The organism is Aquimarina sp. RZ0 (assembly GCF_008370685.1).
Taxonomy (GTDB): Bacteria; Bacteroidota; Bacteroidia; order Flavobacteriales; family Flavobacteriaceae; genus Aquimarina.
Genome location: NZ_VTZU01000093.1, coordinates 1 through 25483, shown reverse-complemented (window position 1 = coordinate 25483; position 25483 = coordinate 1). Strand labels below are relative to the sequence as shown.

The following is a 25483-nucleotide window of genomic DNA, read 5'->3' as shown; positions in this document are numbered from 1 at the left end:
TCTTAAACTAAGCACAACAAAACAATGAACGTAACAAAAAAATATAATAACCGTTTTTTTGAGTCCGCAAAACTACAACCTTTTTACAACTAAACAAGCATAATTAAAACCCTTTTTTTGAAATAATTATAAACACCTGAAAGTAAACTACTTATAATTCAACACTCCTGAAAAACTACATAAATTAAGTATACATTGTATTGAGTTAATTGAGTATTCAGAATAACATGGATTTGTTTTTAAAAAATACCACCTTATTATATATACCAATGAGTAAAAGCATAAAGTTTCTTTAAAAAAAATCATGATATCAATTTTATTCAATTGATAATTCTATTCTTTTTACTAAAGATTCAATCTGCAAGAAGTGCCTCTTTTTTCTGAGATTTTACAAAAGTCTGAACGCTAGGTATTTACCAAAAAAACCGTGTCTCCCTAAAAAAACAGATTAAAAAAAATCATTTTCTCCCTGAAAACAGGGTACTCAATAAGCTACTATAATTTTACATTTGCCCTTACATAAAACCAATATCACAATGAAAACCAATACTCTTATCACCTTTGCCATATTCCTTATAATAATTTTATTGAATATATCTTGCAGCAATGATGATTCTCCATCAAACGAAACTATCAATTTAGAAAATGCTTTACTTACAAAATTTCCATTATCTGAAATTGACTATGACCTCTCGGGCAACTTTTCTATCTCTATTACACAACCTCATATTCTCGACGGAGTACCTCAAGACAAGGGAGAAATCAAAATACAGCTTCCCAATACCAGCATTTCCAGATTTAGCCTCAAAAAAGTTGAATTCGACCTTTCTGAATTTTATATTTCTCCAACGATCGGTGAGCAAAACATTAGTATAGGAGAAATCATAACCTACACCATCACACCTTATGAGGACAGCTCTGCTTATTTTCAATATGATGTCTTAGTTACAATAAAAGAAAATAGTCTTATTAATGAAAAATTAGATATCAATGCGTTTAGCTTTTTTAAGACCGATCATCAATATTTTAGTGAAGGATACTATAAAAACTAATCTGTCTCATTTTGACAATCAAATACCTTGATACTGTTTATTCAATTATTCTATGAATTGATTGAAATGAAATATACTTTTTTCATCTTAGCTTCATAAACAATCTTGTAAAGCTTATCCTAAAAATGAATTTTACGGTTATACTGCCATTTCTGACATAAAAAAACTCGAATTAAAATCAAATGATATAAACGGAAATGAGTCCGATTTTCAAAATTCAATTTAAGAACCCCTTTTATTATTAAAAAAAACTAAAAGTCAATGATTTATATTCTAAAAATAGTACTTGATCTGATTATTATATTATTAAAGCATCTTTAAACACAAAAACTTGTTAGTTTTAGGCAAGTACTACCAAATAGTATAAATAACACTTTTATCCTCTGAACCTACTCGATAATCGAGATTTAAATACTAAAGAGACTTGCCTCAAAGTAGTTTACTAGAATAAAATGTCTTCTTAACTTTAGTTTCAGAATAAAAATAAACCGTAGTTCAGCTATGCTTGATTTATCTTTTACAAAAAAGAGACTGGTAATAGGTAGAAACCTATACTAAAGTATGCTTTTTTGTAAGAATTTATTGCTCATCCCGGTCTAAATGACTGTATCGAATCAATCATCAATTCCTAAGCAAATTGTATCTAAAAATTTATAATCACTACTCAATTTTTTATTCTCTCTTTTTCACCCTGACAATAATAGATTTACTAATTGGCGTATTGCTTTTATCTGCAAAATGATTATATGGCACTAATACATTTGTCTCAGGAAAATAGGCCGCCATATTCCCTTTGGGTATATTATAATCAATGACTAAAAAGTTTACAGCTTTTCTTTCGATTCCTTCATAGTTACTAATCATATTAATAACGTCTAATTTCTTCAACCCAAGTTTATTCATATCCTGAATATTCATTAATACAACTCTTCTTTCGTTATAAATCCCACGATACCGATCATTCAATCCGTAAATAGTAGTATTAAATTGATCATGGGAACGAATAGTCATTAATATAAACTCATGTTCGCTTATCTTATGTTCTGGAAGATTACAGATACTAAACTGTGCTTTCCCATTTGGTAATTTGCTAAAATCAAGATCTCTCACATTATTAGGCAGATAAAACCCCGATCCTTTTGATTTGTCATTAACCCCTTTAAAACCATTAATAACTTGCTCCAGCTTTTTTCTGATTAAATTATAATCTGCACTTAAATTTTTCCAATCTACAGGGTGCCCTCCTTTAAAATATGCATTTGCAATACCACCGATAATTTCTGGTTCACTCACAAGATTCCCAGAAGCGGGTTGTAGCAACCCTTTTGATTGATGTACTTTTCCCATACTATTTTCTACAGTAAAATATCTAGGTTTTCCATCTTTCTTATCCAGTTCAGAGCGTCCGAGTGTAGGCAATATTAAGGCTGTTTTGCCAGTAACTAAATGTGTTCTATTTAACTTAGTACTTATATTTACTGTTAGTTCACAATTCTGTAATCCCTGAGCTGTATATTCTGTATCAGAAGCAGCGCATAAAAAATTTCCTCCTAAAGCTATAAAAACCTTTGCTTTTTTTTCATACATCGCTTGTATTGAATGCACCGTATCCAACCCTTCTTTATCTGGAGGTGAAAAGCCAAAAGTTTCTTTTATAGAGGCATTCAATTCTTTAGAAACATGGTGCATAATCCCAACAGTTCGATCTCCTTGTACATTACTATGCCCACGTACTGGACAGGTGCCTGCCCCAGGTTTTCCCAAACTACCTTTTAATAACAGTAGGTTTACACATTCTTTGATATTATCTACTCCATTTTTATGCTGAGTTAATCCCATTGCCCAACATATAATTATTTTATTACGTTTTTCCAGAAGTTCAACTACCTGATTTACCAAGTGTTCTTCTACCCCGCATAGTTGTAACAATTCCTGTTCTGAATACTTTTCTAAATCCTCTAAAAGATTCTCAAGCCCATCTGTATACGTTTGTATAAATTCATGATCAAAAACATTTCCTTTTTCTCTATCTAAAACAGATAGTTTTTTTAAAATCACTTTTAGTAATGAAACGTCTTGATTTATTTTTACTTGTAGGTGAATATCTGTTAGTGATTCTCCTCCTGCCAGCACTCCTTTTATCTCCTGAGGATTTTTAAATCTTATCAATCCAGCTTCTTCCAAAGGATTAATACTGACTACTTTTCCTCCATTTTCTTTACATTTTTGTAAAGCAGATAACATTCTGGGGTGGTTTGTTCCTGGGTTCTGCCCAATAACCATCACTAGTTCTGATTCATCAAAATCTTCTAGTTTTACTGACCCTTTACCAATACCAAGTGTTTCATTCAAAGCTACACCACTAGATTCATGGCACATATTAGAACAATCTGGCATATTATTGGTCCCGAATGCCCGAACAAATAAGCCGTATAAAAAAGCTGCTTCATTACTAGATCTTCCTGAAGTATAAAACACTCCCTGATCCGGATTCTCTAATTTATGCAATTCTTCGGCTATTAATTCGTAAGCTTCTTCCCACGAGATGTTTTCATAATGGATACTATCTGGTCTTAACACCATAGGCTCTGTTAATCTTCCGCTTTTTCCGATCTGATAATCTGACCAATTCGAAAGTTCTTCTACAGAATATCTAGCAAAAAAGTCTCTGTTTACTCTTTTATTGGTAGCTTCTTCTGCCAATGCTTTTGCTCCATTTTCACAATATTCTCCTAATTTTGAAGGCTTTTCTGGATCTGGCCAAGCACATCCAGGGCAATCAAAACCATCTTTTTGATTCATATGAGATAAGGTAGTCAAGGATTTTACTACTCCCATTTCTTTAAATGCGTGTTGAAGTGCAACCTTCACCGCAGGAAGTCCTGCGGCATATTCTGCTGGTTTTTGCAATTTGATTCCTGTAAATTCATCAGGGCCTAAAACAGAAATGTTTCGCTTTTTAGTATCACTCATTATCTTATATCATTGGAGAATATTAAACATAATTATTCATTAGAAAACCTAATACAGCTAAAAATTGTTTCTCAACATACTAACAACATTATATTTTATAAAAACAACTATAGTAACGCTAAATTGTATACACAACTTCTTTTTCACTTAGAACTCATCTTGAGTAGTTCTTATTATAAAAACTAATAAATAATCAAAATTGAGCCAAAGGTAGCAGTTAATCATCAATATAAATTAAACACTTTATACAATTTCTAATTCAAAATTACCCTAACGAGCGCACATGGAAGAAAGTAATAAATCATCAAAAAAATTAAGAAGCTTTTCATTATTCGGGATCTAATGAGCACATAATCAACAATACACCCTAAATATCCTAACCATAAAATTTGTTCTTTATATCGTAAATTTATAAAAAGAAATTCCAAACAAGACCAAAACGAATTACAGCATCTCTTGGTGCATATCCAGGGGCAGAAAATTCGTTGTTTTGATGAAAAGCTTCTCCAAAGTTCTCTACCTTAAAATAAAGGCGGGTTTGCCTGATTTTGGCATTGATAAAAATATCGAATTGGGGGAAACCTCCAAAAGTATGATTTTCTTGTTCAAAAAATGCAGACTCAGCTTCACTCTGAACATAAAATTCTGATAACACTGGATCATAACCATCGGCTGTATACTGCGAATAGTATTTGAAAGTAACTCCGGTTTGCAAAAACAATGCCTTCTTAAACCAATGATCCTGATAATAGATACTGTTTCTTGTTACAATTTTGGGTACATTATATACTTCATCGCCTTTGGACACATCCTGGTAAAGTACTGTATTATCTATACCTATCCACCCAAAATTTAATGTCTGTGACAATTTGAGTTTCAACAAATCAACATTTCTATCAAATTGTAATGGCACTGTTATTGAGTCCGTATTTTTTGTGAAGTACGTATAATTATCAATTTTAGTATAACTCGCTTCGAGATTTGCAAACTTTTTGGCGTTGATATTAAACTGTATTTTCTGAGTTTCTATGTTTTTAAAATTATCCTCTTCATTTTCGTTATTAAAATTTTGCCAATTATAATTTTCATAATTACTCTGATACAATAAAAAATTATAATTAGGTGCTACAGAATTGCTATGTATACTTACACTTGCTCCGTACTTGCTATTAAGATGATACCCTGCGGCAGCGTTTAAATAATTACCTCCAAAACCCCCAGATAGTATAGACCTAGCATTCGCTGACAATTGAAATCCTTTATAATTTTTATTATAAGAGGCTCCTACAGAATAAATATCTCCTTTAATTCTATTCGTAATATTTGTTTCTTCTCCAGAAAGATCATCGATCTGTCTAAGAATCGAATTATATCCATAATTATAGTTTGATGTACCAACATTAATGTTAAGATTACCTACCCAGGGATTATGAAAATCTATAAAAACCTGATTGGTAAAATCTTCTAAAGAAACTTTATCACTTAATGCACTTGCCTGAAAAGATTCTCCAAAAAGAGCATTGGCAGTTGCTTGATCAAATTGAAACGATTTATCAGTGATATCCAATATATGACCAACAGACAACGCTGTTGTACTACTATCTTTTTTATTAATAATAGCATATTGATGATGTAGGTAAAATCTTTTCCCTAATAGAATACTTTCTGCATCTTCAAAATTTACGGTAATCGATCCTCTATCTTTAAAATCATCTTGTTCTTCCGGATCCAATGTCAGATATTGCTCAATACCTGATAAACCACCAATTACATCTGTGGGCGGGACAAAAGACAAACCACCGTTTTCTTCATTTAACAAATCCTGAGTCACAAAATGTGCTTTGATTTTATATCTATCATTTTTTGTGAAATAGCTTGCTGTAGATCTAAAATTACCCGTACTGGTAAGTGCATTCTGATATTTCCCAAGAGAGCGAACTCCTTTATAGGCAACAGAAAGATTAAATCTGGGAGACGTATTTATAGTAATAAAAGCGTCTAGTTGCTGTCCTTGCTCAAAAGTTGTTTTGAAATATAATTCTGTTAATGGTGTAGGAACCTGATAATAATTAATATCTTCTGCCTCCATAAAATTAAAATGTCTGGCTCTGGCTCCAAAAAGTGGAAGCAGGTGATCATATTCCTCTACCTTCACCAAACTGTTATAGGTTTGCCCTACATTATTTATAGGCTGTAACCCAAAATCATCTTTACGCAGATAATTAAAATTATAATCCCTTCGGATGGTTAAGGTAGTATCTACAAAAGTAGTATCATTATGTATATTGATAATTTTATAATCCGAAATTGGAGGTTTTTCTTTTCCTTTCTTTTTAGTAAATTCTCGAGCGGGCTCAGGTGTTTTTTTACTAAATTCAGGTATTTCTTCCAGACCTTCTTCATTCTCTTCCTGAGCAGAAACCATGAATCCTATCAGAAGTATAATTGTAAATACTAAGTACTTTCTCATCTAAATAATAAACTGTGGCAAAAATATACTTTTTTAACGAAAGTAAATGATATGCATTGCTTGTTTGATAATAACTTTTTTTTACTGATTTCTATAAATAGTTTTCTCGTAATATATTCATATAGTATCTTCGTATTATGCTCAAATTGAAATTAAACCCAGATCTCATTGAATGCGGAACTGATGAAGCTGGTCGTGGCTGTTTGGCCGGACCTGTTACTGCAGCAGCTATTATTCTTCCTGATAATTTTAGCAATAATACCTTAAACGACTCTAAAAAACTCAGCGAAGCCAAAAGAAAATCATTACGCCCTCTTATAGAAGACTGTTGTATCACCTATGGTGTGACACACATTTTCATGGAAGCGATTGATAAAATTAATATTCTCAACGCATCTATACTGGCAATGCAACAATCTATTGAACAACTCGACCCACAACCAGAACATATTTCTGTAGATGGGAATAGGTTTAAGCCCTATCGTGATATCCCATATACCTGTGTTATTAAAGGAGATGGTAAATATCTTAATATCGCAGCAGCGTCGATATTAGCAAAAACGTACAGAGACGAGTTTATGGAAAAAATTCATGAAGAATTTCCGATGTATAACTGGAAAAAAAACAAAGGATACCCTACTGCAGAACATAGAGAGGCTATTCGTAAATACGGAATTACTAAATATCACAGAAAAAGTTTTAGATTATTACCAGAACAGTACTCGCTAGAGTTCAATTAATTATCTTTGACCTCAAAAGAATTTTTAATAAAAACAATTGTATCCCAAATAAAAAGTTATCCAATTAATAATATTCATAAAAATAAGAATCAAAAGGAAAAGAAACACATGAAAAAAATAGTTGTACTTCTCATATTCGCAATTGTTTTAGCTTGTAATACTACTACTAAAAAACCATCCACTCTTATTGATTACATCCCTCGGGATGCACAAGTAATAATGAAAATCAATAATCTGGAGCAAACAAAAAATTTATTAAGAGACAATAGTTTCATAAAAAACAATGGGAATGTAGCTTTTTTCAAATACTTCAAAAACCTTCCTGTATTAGATCAGATTCATCAACCTAGTGGTTTGTTGTGTTTCTCTCCAATTGGTAAAAGTGATTTTGAGTTCACATATATTTCAAAATTTGACCCTTCTATCATCAAAAAAGATTCTTTACATCAAAAAACTATTGAAGCTATTAATTATTCTAATAAAACAATTCACAAAGTAATAATAGATGACAATACGTTTTTTGCTACTCAGCAGGACAGTATACTGATTGCATCTTCTTCTCAGCTATTGATTGAAAATGCGATACGAAATCAGGAAAACAAGGTTTCGATCAGTGCGGATTTACAAAAAGCGTATGAGGTTTCTGATACTGAAAATCCAGTTTCAATCCTACTTAATGGAAAAGAGTTAAAGAACATCCATAGTTCTTTGTTACCTAATGCTTCTACAAAAGGAATTGATAATTTTAGTGGTTGGATTTCTACTGATGCAACTATAACACAAAATTCGATACTTCTAGACGGAATTGCTATAGAAAAAGATTCATTATCAACTACCATCGGTATTTTTGATAATACGGTGGCTCAAGAAAATCAAGTAGCAAAATTAACCCCTATTACTGCTAAAGGTTTTATATCTTATACCTACGATGATTTTGATATTTTCAAAAAAAACCTGGCGCTAGCACAGGACAGAGAAATAGAAGCGATCCCTACTGATTTAGACGAGATTCTATCTGGTGTATCAGAAATAGGAATGATTTTTCTCGAAAATGAAACTATGCTCTCATTGACATCTCTAGAACCAGAAAATACTTCAGAATTATTGGCAGGCACCACATCAGAGAGTTTTAGAGGAATTACTATTTATAATTATGATAATTCTGATTCTTTTTCTAAGATCCTAACTCCGCTTATACCTGATCTGGAGACTAATTTTTATATCCTTTATGAAGATGCAATAATTTTCTCTCCTTCTAGAAATGGATTGCAAACAATGATAGCTAATATCCTAAATAAAACATTACTACAAGAACAGGAATATTATACAAATACCATAAAGAAGTTATCAGATGAATCATCAATTCTGATGATCAGCACTGTTAAAAACCTCAAAGAATATATACATACTAATACAGAGGAGTCTTATAAAAAAGAATGGGATGAAATTAAAGATAAAGGTTATCAGATTGCCGCCTTGCAGGTGATCAAGGAAAATAATTTTGCACATATCCATTCGATTTTACAGAAAAACATTACCAAAGGAGCTGCCACTTCTGTCACGCAGACAACAGCGACTACATTAGAAAATAAGGTGCTTACTACTCCTACTCTGGTAAAAAACCACAGAACCAAAGGAATGGATGTTGCAGTACAAGACGCAGATAATAACCTCTATTTAATCTCTGATAAAGGTGTGATCTTCTGGAAAAAACAAATTAACGGAGCTATTATAGGTGATATCCAACAAATTGATATTTATAAAAATGGAAGATATCAGTTATTGTTCAATACAGAAAGTACATTATATCTTCTGGATCGTAACGGGAAAGATGTTGCTTCATATCCTAAAAAGTTCGAAAAAACAATTACGCAACCAATTTCATTATTCGATTATGACAAAAATAAACGCTATCGTATTGTCATCACGCAAGGTAATGAACTTACCATGCTGGATGCAGAAGGAAAAATAGTATCTGGTTTTGGTTTTAGAGGAACTGAGACTACTATAATTCTTCCTCCAAAACATATTCGTATAGGAAGTAAAGATTATATTCTGATATCAGAAGAAAATGGAAAACTGAATATATTAGATCGGTTAGGAAGAAAGCGCGTAAGTGTCAAAGAAAAGATAAATTTCTCTCAAAATCAATGGAATCAATATCAGAATAAGTTTACATCCATCACCAAAGATGGTAAATTTATACAGATCCCTTCTGATGGTTCTATCTTGCTACAAGACATTGATTTAAAAGAAAACAGCTCACTGGTAGCTACTAATAAAACATTAGTCACCTTATCCGAAAATAAATTATCCATAAAAGGAAAAACACTGGAACTAGATTTTGGAGTATATACAAAACCGCAATTATTTTATATCCAAAATAAAATATATGTCTCAATCACAGATATACAAGCAAACAAGGTCTATTTATATGATAGTAATGCAGAACTATTCCCTAATTTCCCGGTATATGGTAATTCTAAAATAAGTCTTGGTAATATGGATAAAGATCCAAATCTGGAATTCACGGTTCAGGGAGAAGACAATAGTATTCTTATTTATCAAATCAATTAGTCATATTACGAAGCATCAGAAGTTTTATTTCTTTTTAATGTTGACCTTTTATATACACATCTCACTAATGTGAAATAACGTATATAAATTATTATGAAAACATTACAATTTTTACCTCTATTACTTTTAGCACTTATAGTATCAGGATGTCCATCTGATGACGTTATAAATCTGGGAACTATTGACCTTGAGGCTACCTCTATAAATTTTTCGATCAAAAGAGATAGTATTAATGAATTTAGAGGAACTGCCACCATCACCGGAATAATCACTAATATTGGTGATCGTGAGTTTACCTCTTCTGATGGTCAACAAAGTATATTGTTATATCAAAGAAACCTGGGAACACCTTCAGGGAATCCTGGAGATTTAGTAAGTCAGAAAAACTTCACCACCCTTAATAGTGGAGCTACAGAAACAGTAACATTTACCAGAAATTGGTCTTCTGCTTCTCCTGGAGAAGGTGAATTCCCTCCTGATTACCAAATTATTATTAGCTATGATCCTGATATTTTAACGGATGGCAACGATGCTAATAACGATGAAAATCCAGCAAATAATGAGCTAACAGTAAGTGGGTCTGATATTAATGACCTTTTCAGAAACTAGCCATTCAATACAGCCTTTAGATTTCTCGCATCCTTCTATTTACATATCTGTAAATACACAGATCATATTGTATGCGATTTATTAAAACTTAATCCTAAAAAAACATTATGAAAACAACTCTAGCATCTATATTACTATGTTTATCAATGTATTGCCCCGCACAATCGATAGAAACCAGCGTATTTGCTAATTCTGGTAATACCCTTAGTAACACCTCTAATATTCTTTCTTTTACTATTGGCGAAACATTTATTGGTACACTTTCTAATGTATCCATGATAGATCAGGGATTTTGGTCAGGAATAGTATCAGAAAATATATTATCGATAGAAGACATAGAAACTGATGACAATATTATTGCATTATATCCGAATCCCACAGCCAATTTTTTAAACATAAAATTCACAATAAAAACAACTTACAACATAACATTATTCAACAGTAATGGACAAAGAGTAATGACCAAAGAAATGAATAGTTCTACGCTCGGAAACCAAATTAATATCAGCTCTTTATCTCCAGGTTTTTATGTATTGTCAATATCAATTCCAACATTGAATCGTAGCAGAACATTTAAAGTAGTAAAAAAATAATCAAACGTCATAATAAATTTAAGAACTCATGAAAAAAGCACCTAATAATTACTATATAACATTCATTTTTCTACTGATCTCCTTAGTAGCATCTACACAATCCGCACAGAAAAATTTCATTAACTATCAAGGAGTTGCCAAAAATGCTAGTGGAGAACCTATTAGTGAGCAACCTATCAACATACAGGTTGCTATCAAATTTGGAGCTCCGGACATTACTGCCAGCTATGTAGAAAATCACACAGTAAATACAAGTTCAAGCGGTATATTCAGTCTACTCATAGGAAATGGAACAGTCGTCACTGGAGATTTTGATAATTTACCCTGGGGAGGAATTGCTTCTTACGTTACCATATCACTTAATGGTTCAGAAATAGGCACTAATGAATTAATGGCTGTACCCTATGCAATAACATCAGGAGATAACAGATGGTTCTCTAATGGTGATGATATCGAAACCATAAATACCGGCAATGTAGGTATTGATAGAAGTCCAACTGCCAAACTAGATGTGAATGGAGATCTAAAACTAGAAAACGGTACTTCTGCGAATGAAATCTCTACAGATGAAACTCTTGGAGGCAATAGCAATACTGCTATTCCTACAGAAAGAGCTGTAAAAACATATGTTGATAATGCAACAGCTATAACTACTCCAGTCGTATTTAAAGTACGAGGAAATGGTTTTGCTGTAAAAGATTTAGATGGAGGAACCACCATCGAAACAGATATTTGGGACATCCGAACTTATGACACCCGTAATGCGTTTAATACAACGACCAAAAGATTTGTAGTTCCAGAAAGTGGGTATTACTATTTACAAGCAGTGGTAAGACAATCTAATAATGTGACAGATGCCTTTTTCAGAATTCAATTTAATATAGATACGGGCACCGATTTTACTCAAATAGTGGATGGAGACGATGTAAAAATCAATGTTAGCGGTATATATTTTCTTACTGTCGGGCAAGAAGTATATGTCAATCTTAGAAATTTCTCTCCAGCGATAGATGTAAGAATTGATGGAACCGGTAGCTGGTTCGAAGGATATAAAATCAATTAATACATCAGAATCGTGTATCGAAAATCATTTTGTATATTACTATTAACAAAAGTTCGATTAATCCCAAGCGCGTCTGTTTTATTGAAATTCTGATAAGAATTTTGTATCAAAAACAAGCGCTTTGGGTTTAAAAACCTATTCTCGATACACTATCTATTTATCAAAACACTGTCATTGACATGTTATTTAACTTACTATATTGTATCAATTTAACATTCGTGATTCTTTGGTCATTCTGATACCATTTTTCTGCTTATTTCAGTTAAACACTGGATAAAATTTTTATTGGATGTCTCGACATGGCATGCCTGCATTTTTTTACAAGCCTGACACTACGTCCCATCGAGTGCTGCGACCGAGGAGAGCAGTGTATCGAGATGCAATCAATGCTACCTCCTTTGATCAGGTCTCGATACATTTTTCTCCGCTACACTACAAAAATCGAATTGACAGTTTGTAATCTTCAATATCAATAAACCATATTTTTTAGCTTTAAAACTACTTTTCAAGATCAGTTCATCATAAAAACCGGAATATAAATGTTCCGGTTTTTTGTTTAATGAATCCTTTTGTCCAGGGATGAAAACTATTGAATCGAAAATAAAAAAATAACACTGTAGTAAAATTTCGAAAACTATTTAACATTAACTTAAGTTTTTTGTTAAAGTAAAATCAACAAATACTAAATCCTGTATTTTTTTGTTGAAAAAAGACAACTAATCTTAATATAATACATAAACCATATGAAAACTAACCTATCACTACTAATCTTATGTTTAATATTGGTGAGTCCAAAAGTCCTTGCCCAACAAAGAACCGAAATCTGGAAATCAGTATCTTCACAAAAAACCTCAACTAAAGAAAAACAAGTCAGGAAAACTACTCCCGCTAAATTTCAATTATTCAGTCTGGAAACAGAAAAATTGAAATCCGTATTAAAAAATGCTCCTTCCAGATCACTTCAGAAAACATCTGATATTATTTTAGAACTTCCTACCAAAGATGGAATCCTTAAGAAATTTAAAATTTTTGAAGCTTCTGTACTTAGTAAAGAATTAGGTTATAAATTCCCAGATATAAAGTCTTATGTAGGACAAGGAATAGATGATCCTACTGCTACTGCAAGATTTAGTATATCAAAAATTGGTTTTCACGGAATGATATTTTCTGGGAAACACGGTGCAATTTTTATCGACCCATATACAAAAGACAAGAAAGAATATATAAGTTATGCTAAGGCTGATCTGCCTGCTCTTGAAGAAGGATTTACTTGTCTTGTAGAAGATAGTTATACAAAACAGTTTATTACAAACCCTGCTATACCTATCACAAAAAATGCTAATGACGGAAAATTAAGAACCTTCAGACTTGCATTGGCTTGTACAGGAGAGTATGCTCAATTCCATATTAACAACCAAGGGGTTAATAATAACGCATCTGATCAGGAAAAAAAAGAAGCCGTTCTTTCTGCTATGAATACTACTATGACTCGGGTAAATGGAGTTTTTGAAATAGACCTCGCATTAACCATGATTATCGTACCGAATAATGACGAAATCATTTTCTTAGATGCTCAAAATGATGGTTTCAGTAACAATGATGGTGGAGAAATGCTTTATCAAAACCAGCAAATTTGCGATGATATTATTACATCTTCTAATTATGATATCGGTCATGTATTCAGTACCGGTGGTGGTGGTGTTGCCTTACTTGGATCCCCTTGTTCCAGAAGCAAAGCATCCGGGGTAACCGGAGGAAGAAGACCTATTGGAGATCCTTTTGATATGGATTTTGTAGCTCACGAAATGGGGCATCAATATGGTGGTAACCACACACAAAACAATAATTGTCAAAGATCGCGAGCTTCTGTAGAACCAGGAAGTGCTTCGACAATTATGGGGTATGCAGGAATATGCTCTCCCAATGTACAAAGGAATGGTGATACTTATTTTCATGCAATCAGTATTCAGGAAATGTGGAACTTCATTGCCAATGGAAGCGGTACTTGTAGTACCAAAACTGATACTAATAATGTAGCTCCAACTGCAGAAGCAGGTGCTGATTATACACTCCCTGCTTCTACTCCGTTTATTCTAAAAGGTAATGGATCAGACACTGATGGAGATAATCTTACCTACTGCTGGGAACAAATGGATCCTGAACCGGCGCCTATGCCTCCAGTTGCGTCCTCTACAAAAGGACCTGCATTTAGATCTTTGTCCTCAACTGTTTCTGGTGATCGATATATGCCTACACTATCGACCGTACTTGATGGTAATTCTTCATCAGAATGGGAAGTAGTACCTTCTGTATCGAGAACTATGAATTTTAGGTTAACTGTAAGAGATAATTACGTAAATGGAGCTAGTTCTGCTAGTGATAATATGGTGGTTACTATTGATGGTGATTCTGGACCATTTGTAGTTACTTCTCAAGATAATGAATTGTTAGAATGGGAAGGTGGCACTACAGAAATGATTACCTGGGATGTTGCGAATACTGATCAAGCCCCTGTAAATGCTCAAGAAGTAGATATTATGTTATCAATTGATGGTGGTCAAACCTTTACTACCGTATTAAAATCAACTACTCCTAATGACGGTAGTGAAGAAATTGTAGTTCCCAATGTTGGTGATATAGAAAGAGCCAGAATTATGGTTATAGGATCTGGATCAATATTTTATAATGTAAATGCCGCTAATTTCAAAATTAATCGTGGAAGTATATTAAGTGTAAATGAGGTGAGCTTTAAAAACTTTAGTTTATGGCCAAATCCATCCTATGATATTTTTAATGTATCTTTTGATGCTAACTTTTCAGAAAACATTAGTATGCAACTGCATACTCTACAAGGTAAATTAGTAGATCAAAAAATCTATAAAAACCTAACTACTAACCATTTTTCTGAAACATTTGATTACTCAAGTTTGAGTGCTGGCATGTATTTTATGACCATTAAAAGTGATGAGATACAAGCGACCTATAGTATTATCAAAAAGTAGTAATACCATCTATTAAATACAGTAATAATAAAAAAACACTCCTATTTGCATTCACAAATTGGAGTGTTTTTTTATTCAATATAAACTTTAGGCATTGCTTTGCTGCCTTATCAGTTTTGCTTCAAATAGCAATATAAAATGCTTTAACAACTTCTCTTTTACTTCTTCAATATCAAGCTGCTCTACTCCTAATTCGACATGCAGAGAAGTAACAGCCTTATCATTAATCCCACAAGGAATGATATTATCAAAATACCCTAAATCTGCATTTACATTAAAAGCAAAACCGTGCATAGTTACCCACCTGCTTGCACGAACACCCATAGCACAAATTTTACGGGCAAATGGAGTTCCCACATCTAGCCAAACTCCTGTTTCGCCATCACTTCTTACCCCTGTGATACCATATTCTGCTAATGTAAGAATCACCATTTCTTCCAGAAAACGCAAGTATTTATGAATATCTGTAAAAAAATTGTCCAAATCTAAAATGGGATATCCTACAATTTGACCGGGTCCATGATATGTAATATCTCCTCCACGGTTAATTTTATAAAAAGTGGCATCCTTTTCTACTAGTTGTTTTTCATTTAACAATAGATTACTAATATCACCACTCTTCCCTAATGTATATACATGTGGATGTTCTACAAAAAGAAAATAATTAGCTGTCTCCAGATTAGCACCTTCTCTTCTGTTCTTTATTTTTGTATCTAAAACTCCTTTAAAAAGAATTTCCTGATACTCCCAGGTTTCTTTAAAATCTCTCTGCCCTAATTCTTGTAACTCTACTACTTTATTCATCATTGCAAAGATATAAGATTAAAAGAAGGTATTATAATACAGTAAACTTAGGTAATTTTTAAATTTAGTTTACTGCTCTAATTTCGGGTAGAGTTATAATGGTTTTATAAAGTTAACATTACAGGTTTGACAAATAATTAATCAAATTAACTGTTGAATTAGAGAGGTTCATTTTTTTTCTTAATCGATAACGTGCTTTTTCTAGAGCACTCAAACTTTGCCCTGTAAGCTCTCCTATTTCTTTTGATGATAAATTTAGCCTAAGTAATGCGCACAATCTTTGTTCTCCTGGTGTTAAATCGGGAAATTGCTGTGCCAATCTTTTAAAAAACTCTACATGAACTTCTTTAAATCTTAATTCAAATTCTTTCCATATTTCAGTTTTAGAACTTCTCTTTATTTTTTTAGAAATTTTATTGATTGTATACTTTGTATTTTTATTGGTAACAACACTTCTAACCTCATTCAATTCTTTTGATATGGATGTTAACATATCATTTTTCTTAAGTAAAGTCATCACATTAAGTGCTAGTTCTTTATTCCTCAATTTTAACTCATTATCCACTTGATTCTTTTCAAGCTTCATTTTTTTTACGGTATAACTATGCCTCATTACTAAAAAAGTAGTAATTGTTAAAAGTAAAAAAAGACCAACTATTCCTATAATAATTTGTTCCGACTTTTTTCTATTTAATTCTGACCTAAACTTTTGTTCTTCTTTCTCAATAAGGTATTTTAATTCAAGATTGGCTATTTTTTGAACTGATTTTTCAACTTTTAAACTGTCGACTAGATCTGATTTAATAATTGCATATTTATAAGCATTGGCAAAGTTTTTATTTTGTTTGTATGATTTATGCAAAATTTCTGCTGCTTCTGATTGGGCATGTTTTAGATTATATTTATCTGCTATAGAGAAAGCTTTTAATGCATTTGAAATACTACTATCTAATTTTTTAAGTTCAAAATAATATTGAGCTAGCGAATTTTTACAATCTACTATAGTTTCAAAATCTTCTATTTCTTCAGCAATCTTGATCGATTTTTTGAAATAACGTATTGATTCTTCACGAGCCCCCATGCTTAAATAACTAGAACCTAAATTATAATACCCTACAGATTCCCAAAATTTGTTATTGTACCTTTTATTAATCTCAATAGCTTCTTTTTGATAACGAATACTTTTCCCATGCTGTTTATTTCCGCTATAACAGGAAGCAATGTTATTTAATATTGCAGCGATAACAGTATCATCTCCTAATTCTTTATTTACTCTATGACAATTCAAAAAAAACTCTAACGCTTTGTCATAATTTTCTTGATCATGATACACGATTCCAATCCCGTTTAGAGCTCTTGATATGCCCTTTTTATTTCCTATTTCTTCAAATAAAGTTAAACTTTCATAATACAGTTCTACACTTTTTTCAAGATCAAATAATGCTAAGTGAATATTGGCTAGAGTAATCTTTGCATCTGCCACTTTTTTATGATCCTCTTGCTCTAAGGCATAATTTTCTGCTTTTTTTGCATAAGAAATAGCTGGCATGAACTCAGAAAGATTGAGATGAATATTTGAGAGTTTTATTGCAGACTTATACGCTGTTTCTCTATGATCTAATCCGACAGATAAGTCGTAAGCTTCTTTGGCATATTCGTAGGCTTTTCTTGAATTATTATCAATGTATTTTGTAGATAATTCTAAATAAATCGAAATCTTATCTTTAGTATATTCTGTTTTTTTCAGAGCTAATTCAAGGCTATCAATTTCAATATTTACCTGAGCATAATTGCGTGAACTATTAAAAAATAAAATAACTATAAATAAAAAGTAATAAAACGTACTCATGGATGGCAATTAGTTGGTCAATCACAAAATTAATTTTTTTTATCCAATGAACTCAGCTTGACTTTTTAAAATAGTATTTTCAAAAAAATGCTACTTAGTAAATTCATTGAAACTTTTCAGATTTAAGCAAAAAGTAGGCACATTGTTTCTAATTGAAAAAAACTTGAATAAATAGTGTTATATGTTGTTGTTATTTTTCAATTGTCCTGTATTTGTCCAAGCTATAAAAACTGAATGGGTAGGTGAAGTATAGCTAGTATAGCACTTTGTTTTCTGGATATTTTAGAAATTAGGCATCAATTAGTTTTGAAATAGACTCAACCACATTATCTCTATAGAAAAAAGCATCCTTACAACCTATAAATTAGCAAAACTTATCTTTTCTAATAGAGAAAAAAATTAACTCTAAAAACTTGAATAATTAATTTAACTAAGCTTCACACTATGAAAAAACTCATCTCATTAATCGCTATTTCCCTCTTTACAAGTTCTTTATTTGCACAGCATAATCCAAAGGTGTTATCACAAAATCAAAATACTGAAAACTACTACAATCCAGGAGTATCAGATTTTTTTAGCGATGCAAATAAAGATACACTATCCAAACCACAAAAAATAAACATAAATACAAATTCAACTGTTATTGAAGATTTTGAATCCGGCACCTTTCCTCCAGCAGGTTGGAATACTTTTTCTCCAACGAATACAGGCGTATGGCAAGAACCATTCATTTATGGATTAGATTCTAATGGAACTTATTCCATAATGACTCCTGATGACGGAGGTGAAGGGTGGCTGGTATCTCCTAAATTAAAAGTTCCCGCAGGAGAGTATTTTTCATTCTTTGCAACTGATAATTATCTCGATTCTGGACAAACACTTAAAGTAATGATCAGCACAAATGAAGATTACCTCGATACATCTGCGTATACTACTCTTCTCACTATTGATGAAAACGCCATTTTTTTTCCTTTTAAAGAATTTAGCATATTCAACATAGATGTTTCTTCTTACGTAGATCAAGAAGTATTTTTTGCTTTTGTTTATGATGCTGGAATTGAAAATGAATACTGGGTTATAGATGACATTCATTTTTCGTCCTGTCCTTTACCTTCTAATTTAGAATCTTTCAATTCTACTGAAAGCACCATCGAATTGACATGGGAAGGAAATGCAGAATCGTACACCATAGAATATGGCGAATCAGTATATGGAGGAATGCCTCTTGGGTCAGGGACAAGAGTTGAAGTAAGTGGTAATAGTTATAAAATTTCAAACTTAAATGAGTCTACCTGGTATGATTTATACATTAGAGCTAATTGTAAAGGAGAAGAAAGTTTATGGCACGGATTCATCATGAGCAAAACAGACAGAGCAGCCTGCGATCCAATCACAGAATTCCCTTATTTTGAAGACTTTGAAAATATAGGGCATACCGATGAAATTGATTGTTTAACCATAGCAACTAATCGTGATAAAAACGGTGGTTTAAATGGCAAAAAATTAATATCAAGCCAAAATTATTTTACCTTAGACACACAATCTGGTAACCAGTATGAAGGTTTAGCTGCATTAGGAATATCTTATAATGCTCCTGGGTACCAATGGATGATCGCTCCTCCGGTAACAGTTCCAGATAGTGGGCTCTTTTTTCGATTCGCCATGAGATATACAGATGGTAATGGTACCTTTTCAAAGGTGCATATAAACATTTATGATTTTGAAACAGATACCTGGAATGTCATTAAAACTTATAAAGGAGAAGAAGATATAAATTTATGGGAGCGAATTGAAAATATTGACTTATCTCCTTTTATAAATAAAACCATTAGAGTTGCTATAGTCCATGAGCAAGCCGGTATAGGAATTACCGGAGAGGCATTTTATGTTGATAATATTGAGTATACACAAGAAGACATAACGCTTTCTGTAGATGATAACAGTAGCACTGAAAACGTATTTCAAATTTATCCAAATCCTGCAAACGATGAAATAAATATCAAATCGAATGCTATTATAGAAGAAATAAGCGTATCCAATTTATTGGGTCAAACAACTTATCAGGTCATTAATAATTCGCAAGTCTTTAACTTAAACCTTAAAAACTGGAAAACAGGAATATATCTTTTTAAAATTTCAACAAATAATGGGCTCAGTACTGTAAAAAAAATAATTATAAAATAAAGAGAGCTAATGTAAACTTATAAAGAAGTGGTTTAAACTTTTTCAATTCGTTATAAAAACGCTCTTTTTGACACAATTTTCGCCCCAATCAAAAAGTTTAAACCACTTCAAAATATACGATCCCATTTTGATAATCTTTTAACCCAATTATTATGAACTCTTCTTGACTTTTATTTTTAACCGAAAATGGGTTGAAATTTAACCGTAGAAATGTCTTATATGCTATAAATAATACCAGCTCATAAATGGAATCACTGTAAGCTGAATCAAGTTTTTTTTTATTTCGAAGTATGAAGCCAAAAGAAATGATTGCAGTAGGTGATTTTATTTGAGAAATGGTATAAGAACCAATTAAGATCCTAAAAATATAAATGCTAATATTTTACACATATTTTCGCTTGTTTTCTGTTTGCGCGATACTTATTTATCATTACTGCCAGCATATAACAGACTCTATTTTTCTAATTCTACTTCTACATCCAATACTTTTGGGTTTTCCATATACTCTAAGAAACCAACCTCTAGTGTAAAGCTTTTCCCATCTTGGCTAAACAGTGCTTTATCCGAAGATATATTTTTAATTTTTTTAGGGAAGTGATAATTAATTTTATATCTCGAATTTGCCAGAAACATTTTTACTTGCTCTAAGCTATCAAGGCTTTGTTTTAATTTCTCATTATCCAGAATTTCTGTGGTTCTCTTAAATTTATTTTTCTCAAAATAATACACCACTTTTGTCGGATCTTCTCCATCAGAAACGGCAAGTGGATCACCTCCTGCGGATGGGCCAGTTGGTGTTGGTGAGCCAATAGCAGAAGCTGTTTTAAAATTACTAAACAAATCACCCAGTTCAGCGACTTTCTTGAATTCAGAAAAAAGATCAAATTTCATTTCTTTAGACTGTGGATTCATCATCATATGCATCTTAAAACTCTCTAGCTTTTTTATTTTCTCTTGCTGCTCTAAAGGTAATTTGGCAATACTATCCTTTTTCTCTTCCAGAAAATCTTTAAATACAATCAAAGAATCTATAACCTCCTCTTTTCCTTGTGTCACTTTATCACCTCCCATTTGCATAATTTCAGAACCATCAAAATTAAAAGATATCTTTCCTGTACCATCATCATTTATATATAAATCCTCAGAAAATTGACAACTAATTAATAGTATCAAGACCAACAATACCTGTACCAACAGGAATACTTTTTTCATAATGTATATTATTTATTAGGGTTGTTAATAATCACCAATGCTGCTATTACACCAGGAACCCACCCACACAAGGTTAATAAAAGTACGATTATAACAGATCCACAACCTTTATCCAATACTGCCAGTGGCGGAAAAAAAATCGATAACAAAACTCTCCAAATACTCATAAACAAAAATAAATTAAATAATACAATTATAAGTAGTCTTATACCCTATTATGTTACACATCTATCTTAAAATTATTTTTATCTTAGGAGGGTTTCCAAAAATCTCAGGCTTTATTCTATGAAGTGTTTAAAACATATGCTACTTATAACTGTTTTTATTAGCTTTCATTCGCTTTGTTCCCAGTATACGTTTTCAGGTTATATTGACAACACAAATAATAACAATTATAACCAGTATACGATACCGAATGGAAGCCTATGAAACTATTGGAGGGCTCTTCAGGGAACTTAAACAACGATACATTAAATATAAATTAAACCAAAGGATACTAAGGATAGTAATGCAAATAATAGCTGTTTTGGAATTGATCGTTGATAATCTTGATATAGAACTGACCATCACCAAAATAATAACAAACATCGAAGAATTTAATTTCCTGAAACCAATAAAACAACCAACAATAAGCATAAATTGAGGGTGCGAAACTTCAGATAAAATATATAAAAGTGATTTACCCGATAAAATAAGATTATACGGAGGTATTATGTTTTTTATTTTGATTATCTTAATTTTCTATTTTTTAAGTAATTATTCCTAATTATAATAGAAATAGAGCAAGACGCATAGTAAATAGTTCACAAAACGCAAACATCAAGAATATAATAAATGAGATATTCGAGCTACAAAATCGATCTTGTGTCTATAATACTGACAAATAGATTTAACGGCTAGAGTCAACTTGAAATAAAGAGCTATAATAGTAGAACAAAAAAATGAATAAACCACTATGGATTTGAAATGGAAGTGTAAATATGAATCATTCAATAACAATTACACTATTTTCTGTAATTGAATAACTTTCTATATTGCTAATACGATTTGTGATTAAAAAATTCGTATAAATTCATTGAATTATTTTTTCTTTATGCAAGGCAAAAAAATCAAGCATAGCTATAGCTACGGTTTATTTTTTAAACGAAGTAGAAAGGAAAAAGAAACGATGAATATGCGAAATTTTTAGTTATAAATCGTATAATACGTTTAAAAAACGGAGAAAATGAACGCAAAGGGGTCATGGAATCCCATGCCTGAAAAAAATAATAAATGAACTACCCTAGATACCGCCTCAAGATAGTTCATTAATCATTCTCATGAAGATTTCCATAGAACACCGAAAAGTGATTCTATAATTTATTTTCCACGATATTATATATAATAAATCATCGTCCACCAATTTGATATTTATGATATATTTTGTTCTTATATTGTGCTTTTACAATTCACACAACTGATAATCATAGATATAACATTTGCGAGATAATATTTCGTATATTTCAATATGGGTAAACACATATCATTTGAGGTATTAGAGACTTCATCACAACTACGTTCTATGATTCGTAAAGAGTCACATTCTAAGACTGTTTTACGATTACAATCGTTGCTTCGTAAGCCTATGGTAATGTGCACTGCTACGGACTTACTTATATATAGTATAATCAAGTACATTATAATGTGAATCTTATACTTCCTTATTATGAGGTCAATTTGCTATCTTATAGGTGAGGCTGTCCTATTTTTTGGGATCTTAGAGGGTTTTCTTTCCTCAACTAGCCCTACTTTTTGATACTTATCACGAATTCCGTGGGTACTTGACTTAAGTTCAGATGATGCCTGTGCAGCAGTTGTTTTTTGTTTTTTTGTTTTTTTGTTTTCAATTTCAACAGCTAATTCCATCCATTTATTCAATAATTTATTAACTCTAAATACGTAATCATATTTTGCAGCTGTTTTTAAAGGAATTGATGTTGCTAAATTAGTTTTAATGCCAGGTAGCACATTATTAGCCATAGCAATCAGCTTTCCATTACGAGGCATAACTCTAAAAATGGTAAAATGATCTTGAGATGCAAATTCTCTATTCTTGTAACGTTCTTCTACTAGAATATGATGATTTGGCCTCAATTCATTAATATTGCCACTGATTTCTAAATTTCTAGGTACTCCCGGTTGAAAAAAAAAGGGTTGATGACTTAAAGTAAAATTTAAACCATCCCCATCCCATTTAACATCTTGATGAAAATGTCCCATAAAAATTTCTACAAAATCTTCAAGAGCTTCAAAAACAGATTCAGCACTCACACCATCTGGTACATTTACTTCATTATGAGTTGTAAATGGTTTTCCTTTTTTTGCCCCTCGACCACTCGTATTTTTTTGTTTTTGATTTGAATGAATATCAAAACCATAAGGCGATAGTTTTTTTTCTATTGATTTCGAATCTTCCGATATATTGGGAATTAAGGTGCTTCCTGAATTAACCCTAGTTTTACAGATGATTTCATAAGCTTTTTCAATACTAACTTCACCATATCTAGGTAATCTCATAGTTTTTTATTTTTAATATGTAAGCAGCATACTCTAATTCACATTATAGTGTACTTGATTTATAATATGAAGACATTTTAGAGATAAGGATACCCTCAAAAAAGCACTGCTTTTATGAAATCAAGATTAATTTTGGGGCTATTTAGTTAGAGCTAGTCCAGTTATTCGGAAGTAGTTCTACTAGTTTATTAGCCTTGTGCTCTGGGATTCTTTCCAAAATATCTTTCAGCCAGGTGTAGGGATCTACATTGTTAATCTTGCAAGTTCCAAAGAAAGAATATAACATGACTGCTTTTTGAGCAGCCTGATGTGATCCTGCAAATAGATAATTCTTTCTGCCTAGTGCCAAGGGTCTGATGGTATTCTCAATACGATTGTTATCTATTTCATAGCGATCATCACTAGTATATGCTACCAGTTTGGCCCATAACTTAAGAGTGTAAGAGATTGCTTTACCAATCCCACTTTTAGGAAGTACCTGAAGTGTCTGCTCTTGTAACCAAACCTCTAATGTTGTTAAAATAGGAACTGCATATAGTTTTCGGTAGCGCAGTCTAGTTTCTGGTTTCACATTTCGTTCTCTTGATTTACGCTCTATGGCATACAGCTTTTGGATTTGTTCCAATGCATAACTGGCTCTAGAGGCATCATTATCTAGTGCTTTCTCAAAATAGCGTCTGGCATGTGCCATACAGGCCAATAGTTGTATACTTCCTTTGGTGGTCGATTTAAATATCCAGAATATCCATCTGTTTGTATAGTTCCGTTATACTCTTGTAACATTGTTTCTGGAACTTTTTTTGATCGACTAGGATTATATTTAAACAACGCCAAGCCTTCTATAGGGGCATGATGTACCCAGTGGTACCCCATATGGAGTTTTCTTTTTCTTCGTTTTGACTTGGCAGCAGTTTTATGAGTATCCTGAACGCCTATTGGACTTTCATCGATCTGTAAGTAGTTACTTTGTAGTATTTGTTTTTGCAAACAATCATATAAAGGAACTAATAATCTGGTACTGGCATTAAACCATCCACATATAGTAGCTTCACTAAGGACTACGACTTGACTTTTAAAAATTTGTTGTTGTCTATAGAAAGGAAGGTGATAACAAAACTTATTGACTAGAATTTGAGATAGTAATCCAGCACCTGCATTTCCTTTTGGGATAGGTAGTAAAGGAAGTGATCCAATCACTATTTTTTGTTCTTCTGGTACTACGTATTTAGAACGTATGATTTTTCTAACAAAAATACTAGAAGGGTTATATTCCAGTACTTCTGTGATTTCTTCTCCAATCTTCTTTGCGCCAATAGGTAGCTTTTCTGGTTCTATAGTTTCTTCTACTCTTGGAAGATGCGCAGCAAGTGCAGCTCTCACAGGTTGCTGCTTTGATTTTATGTGTTGCTCTCTTTTGTAGGTGATCTCTATAGCATTGCTATCTGATTTAGTTGCAAGAGTTGATTCTTTGACGAGTAAATAATCCTCGGGGCAAGCCCACGAGGCATTAAAATAATTTTAGCTGATTATCTTTTTTCAAAACCTTATACTCTTCTTCAATCCCTCGATTTTTGACATATTTTGCTATCATTTGTTCTGTGCCATGTTGACCAACTGTATTAACAAAATACCCCTTGCCCCAAAATTCGCCTCCCCATAATTGTTTTTTCACTCTGACTAACGTAAAATTACACTACTGATTTACAGTTATTTGCAAATCATCATTAGTTAATCCAAATTTATCAATTTGTTTTCTAATTCTTTTCACTAGTCCTAGTTTTCTTTTTTGATCGAGGTAG

At 32.1% G+C, this 25483-nt stretch carries 17 protein-coding genes and 2 pseudogenes; 9 read left to right on the top strand and 10 right to left on the bottom strand.

Annotated features, from left to right (window positions below):
* Positions 1–536 precede the first annotated feature (536 nt).
* The gene (locus F0000_RS23835; RefSeq protein WP_149627235.1) at positions 537–1052 is read left to right on the top strand and encodes a hypothetical protein; all 516 of its coding nucleotides are present in this window, start codon (positions 537–539) and stop codon (positions 1050–1052) included.
* A gap of 672 nt (positions 1053–1724) precedes the next feature.
* Here F0000_RS23835 and F0000_RS23830 read toward each other — a convergent pair.
* Positions 1725–4025, bottom strand: a complete 2301-nt coding sequence (locus F0000_RS23830; protein ID WP_149627234.1) for an FdhF/YdeP family oxidoreductase — start codon at positions 4023–4025, stop codon at positions 1725–1727.
* Between the two features lie 409 nt (positions 4026–4434).
* Positions 4435–6495 carry a putative porin gene (locus tag F0000_RS23825; RefSeq protein ID WP_149627233.1) on the bottom strand — a complete coding sequence of 687 codons (2061 nt, stop codon included), beginning with the start codon at positions 6493–6495 and terminating at the stop codon, positions 4435–4437.
* 137 nt (positions 6496–6632) lie between these two features.
* On the opposite strand from F0000_RS23825, the gene F0000_RS23820 reads away from it, so the two are divergent.
* From F0000_RS23820 to F0000_RS23795, 6 genes are all read left to right on the top strand, one after another.
* Positions 6633–7235 (top strand): ribonuclease HII, encoded by a 603-nt coding sequence (locus F0000_RS23820; protein ID WP_149627232.1) that lies wholly within the window; start codon positions 6633–6635, stop codon positions 7233–7235.
* Between the two features lie 108 nt (positions 7236–7343).
* Positions 7344–9812 (top strand): ribonuclease HII, encoded by a 2469-nt coding sequence (locus tag F0000_RS23815; protein ID WP_149627231.1) that lies wholly within the window; start codon positions 7344–7346, stop codon positions 9810–9812.
* A 93-nt stretch (positions 9813–9905) separates the two neighbouring features.
* A complete protein-coding gene (locus F0000_RS23810; protein ID WP_149627230.1) occupies positions 9906–10421 on the top strand; it encodes a hypothetical protein in 516 nt (171 codons plus the stop codon).
* A 107-nt stretch (positions 10422–10528) separates the two neighbouring features.
* The gene (locus F0000_RS23805; protein WP_149627229.1) at positions 10529–11014 is read left to right on the top strand and encodes a T9SS type A sorting domain-containing protein; all 486 of its coding nucleotides are present in this window, start codon (positions 10529–10531) and stop codon (positions 11012–11014) included.
* A gap of 28 nt (positions 11015–11042) precedes the next feature.
* Entirely contained in the window at positions 11043–12077 is a 1035-nt protein-coding gene (locus F0000_RS23800; RefSeq protein ID WP_149627228.1) for a hypothetical protein, read from the top strand.
* A gap of 743 nt (positions 12078–12820) precedes the next feature.
* Positions 12821–15079 (top strand): reprolysin-like metallopeptidase, encoded by a 2259-nt coding sequence (locus tag F0000_RS23795; RefSeq protein ID WP_149627227.1) that lies wholly within the window; start codon positions 12821–12823, stop codon positions 15077–15079.
* Positions 15080–15166: 87 nt separating this feature from the next.
* Here the strand turns inward: F0000_RS23795 and lipB are convergent, their stop codons facing one another.
* Together lipB and F0000_RS23785 are read right to left on the bottom strand one after the other, a co-directional pair.
* Positions 15167–15883 (bottom strand): lipoyl(octanoyl) transferase LipB, encoded by a 717-nt coding sequence (gene lipB, locus F0000_RS23790; protein ID WP_149627226.1) that lies wholly within the window; start codon positions 15881–15883, stop codon positions 15167–15169.
* 118 nt (positions 15884–16001) lie between these two features.
* Positions 16002–17732, bottom strand: coding sequence for a tetratricopeptide repeat protein (locus F0000_RS23785; RefSeq protein ID WP_149627225.1), 1731 nt, complete (start codon positions 17730–17732; stop codon positions 16002–16004).
* A gap of 444 nt (positions 17733–18176) precedes the next feature.
* Between F0000_RS23785 and F0000_RS23780 the strand changes: the two genes are divergently transcribed.
* Entirely contained in the window at positions 18177–19916 is a 1740-nt protein-coding gene (locus F0000_RS23780; RefSeq protein WP_149627224.1) for a choice-of-anchor J domain-containing protein, read from the top strand.
* Between the two features lie 453 nt (positions 19917–20369).
* Here F0000_RS23780 and F0000_RS23775 read toward each other — a convergent pair whose 3' ends face one another.
* Together F0000_RS23775 and F0000_RS23770 are read right to left on the bottom strand one after the other, a co-directional pair.
* The gene (locus tag F0000_RS23775) at positions 20370–21128 is read right to left on the bottom strand and encodes a hypothetical protein (RefSeq protein ID WP_149627223.1); all 759 of its coding nucleotides are present in this window, start codon (positions 21126–21128) and stop codon (positions 20370–20372) included.
* A gap of 8 nt (positions 21129–21136) precedes the next feature.
* On the bottom strand, positions 21137–21295 hold the full coding sequence (locus F0000_RS23770) for a YqaE/Pmp3 family membrane protein (RefSeq protein ID WP_149627222.1): 159 nt from the start codon (positions 21293–21295) through the stop codon (positions 21137–21139).
* Between the two features lie 224 nt (positions 21296–21519).
* Here F0000_RS23770 and F0000_RS23765 point away from each other — a divergent pair.
* Positions 21520–21771: pseudogene (locus F0000_RS23765) on the top strand (hypothetical protein); the annotation flags it as partial.
* A gap of 1076 nt (positions 21772–22847) precedes the next feature.
* On the opposite strand, the gene F0000_RS23760 reads toward F0000_RS23765, so the two are convergent.
* The 4 genes and pseudogenes from F0000_RS23760 to F0000_RS23745 all read right to left on the bottom strand — a co-directional run.
* Complete coding sequence (locus F0000_RS23760) at positions 22848–23684, bottom strand: hypothetical protein (protein ID WP_149627220.1); 837 nt, start codon at positions 23682–23684, stop codon at positions 22848–22850.
* A gap of 142 nt (positions 23685–23826) precedes the next feature.
* Positions 23827–24375: a transposase gene (locus F0000_RS23755; RefSeq protein WP_188112258.1), complete on the bottom strand. Its 549-nt coding sequence runs from the start codon at positions 24373–24375 to the stop codon at positions 23827–23829.
* The gene (locus F0000_RS23750; protein WP_188112257.1) at positions 24339–25064 is read right to left on the bottom strand and encodes a transposase; all 726 of its coding nucleotides are present in this window, start codon (positions 25062–25064) and stop codon (positions 24339–24341) included. The genes F0000_RS23755 and F0000_RS23750 overlap by 37 nt, the downstream gene beginning before the upstream one ends.
* A 127-nt stretch (positions 25065–25191) precedes the next feature.
* Positions 25192–25371: pseudogene (locus F0000_RS23745) on the bottom strand (transposase); the annotation flags it as partial.
* Between the last annotated feature and the right edge of the window lie 112 nt (positions 25372–25483).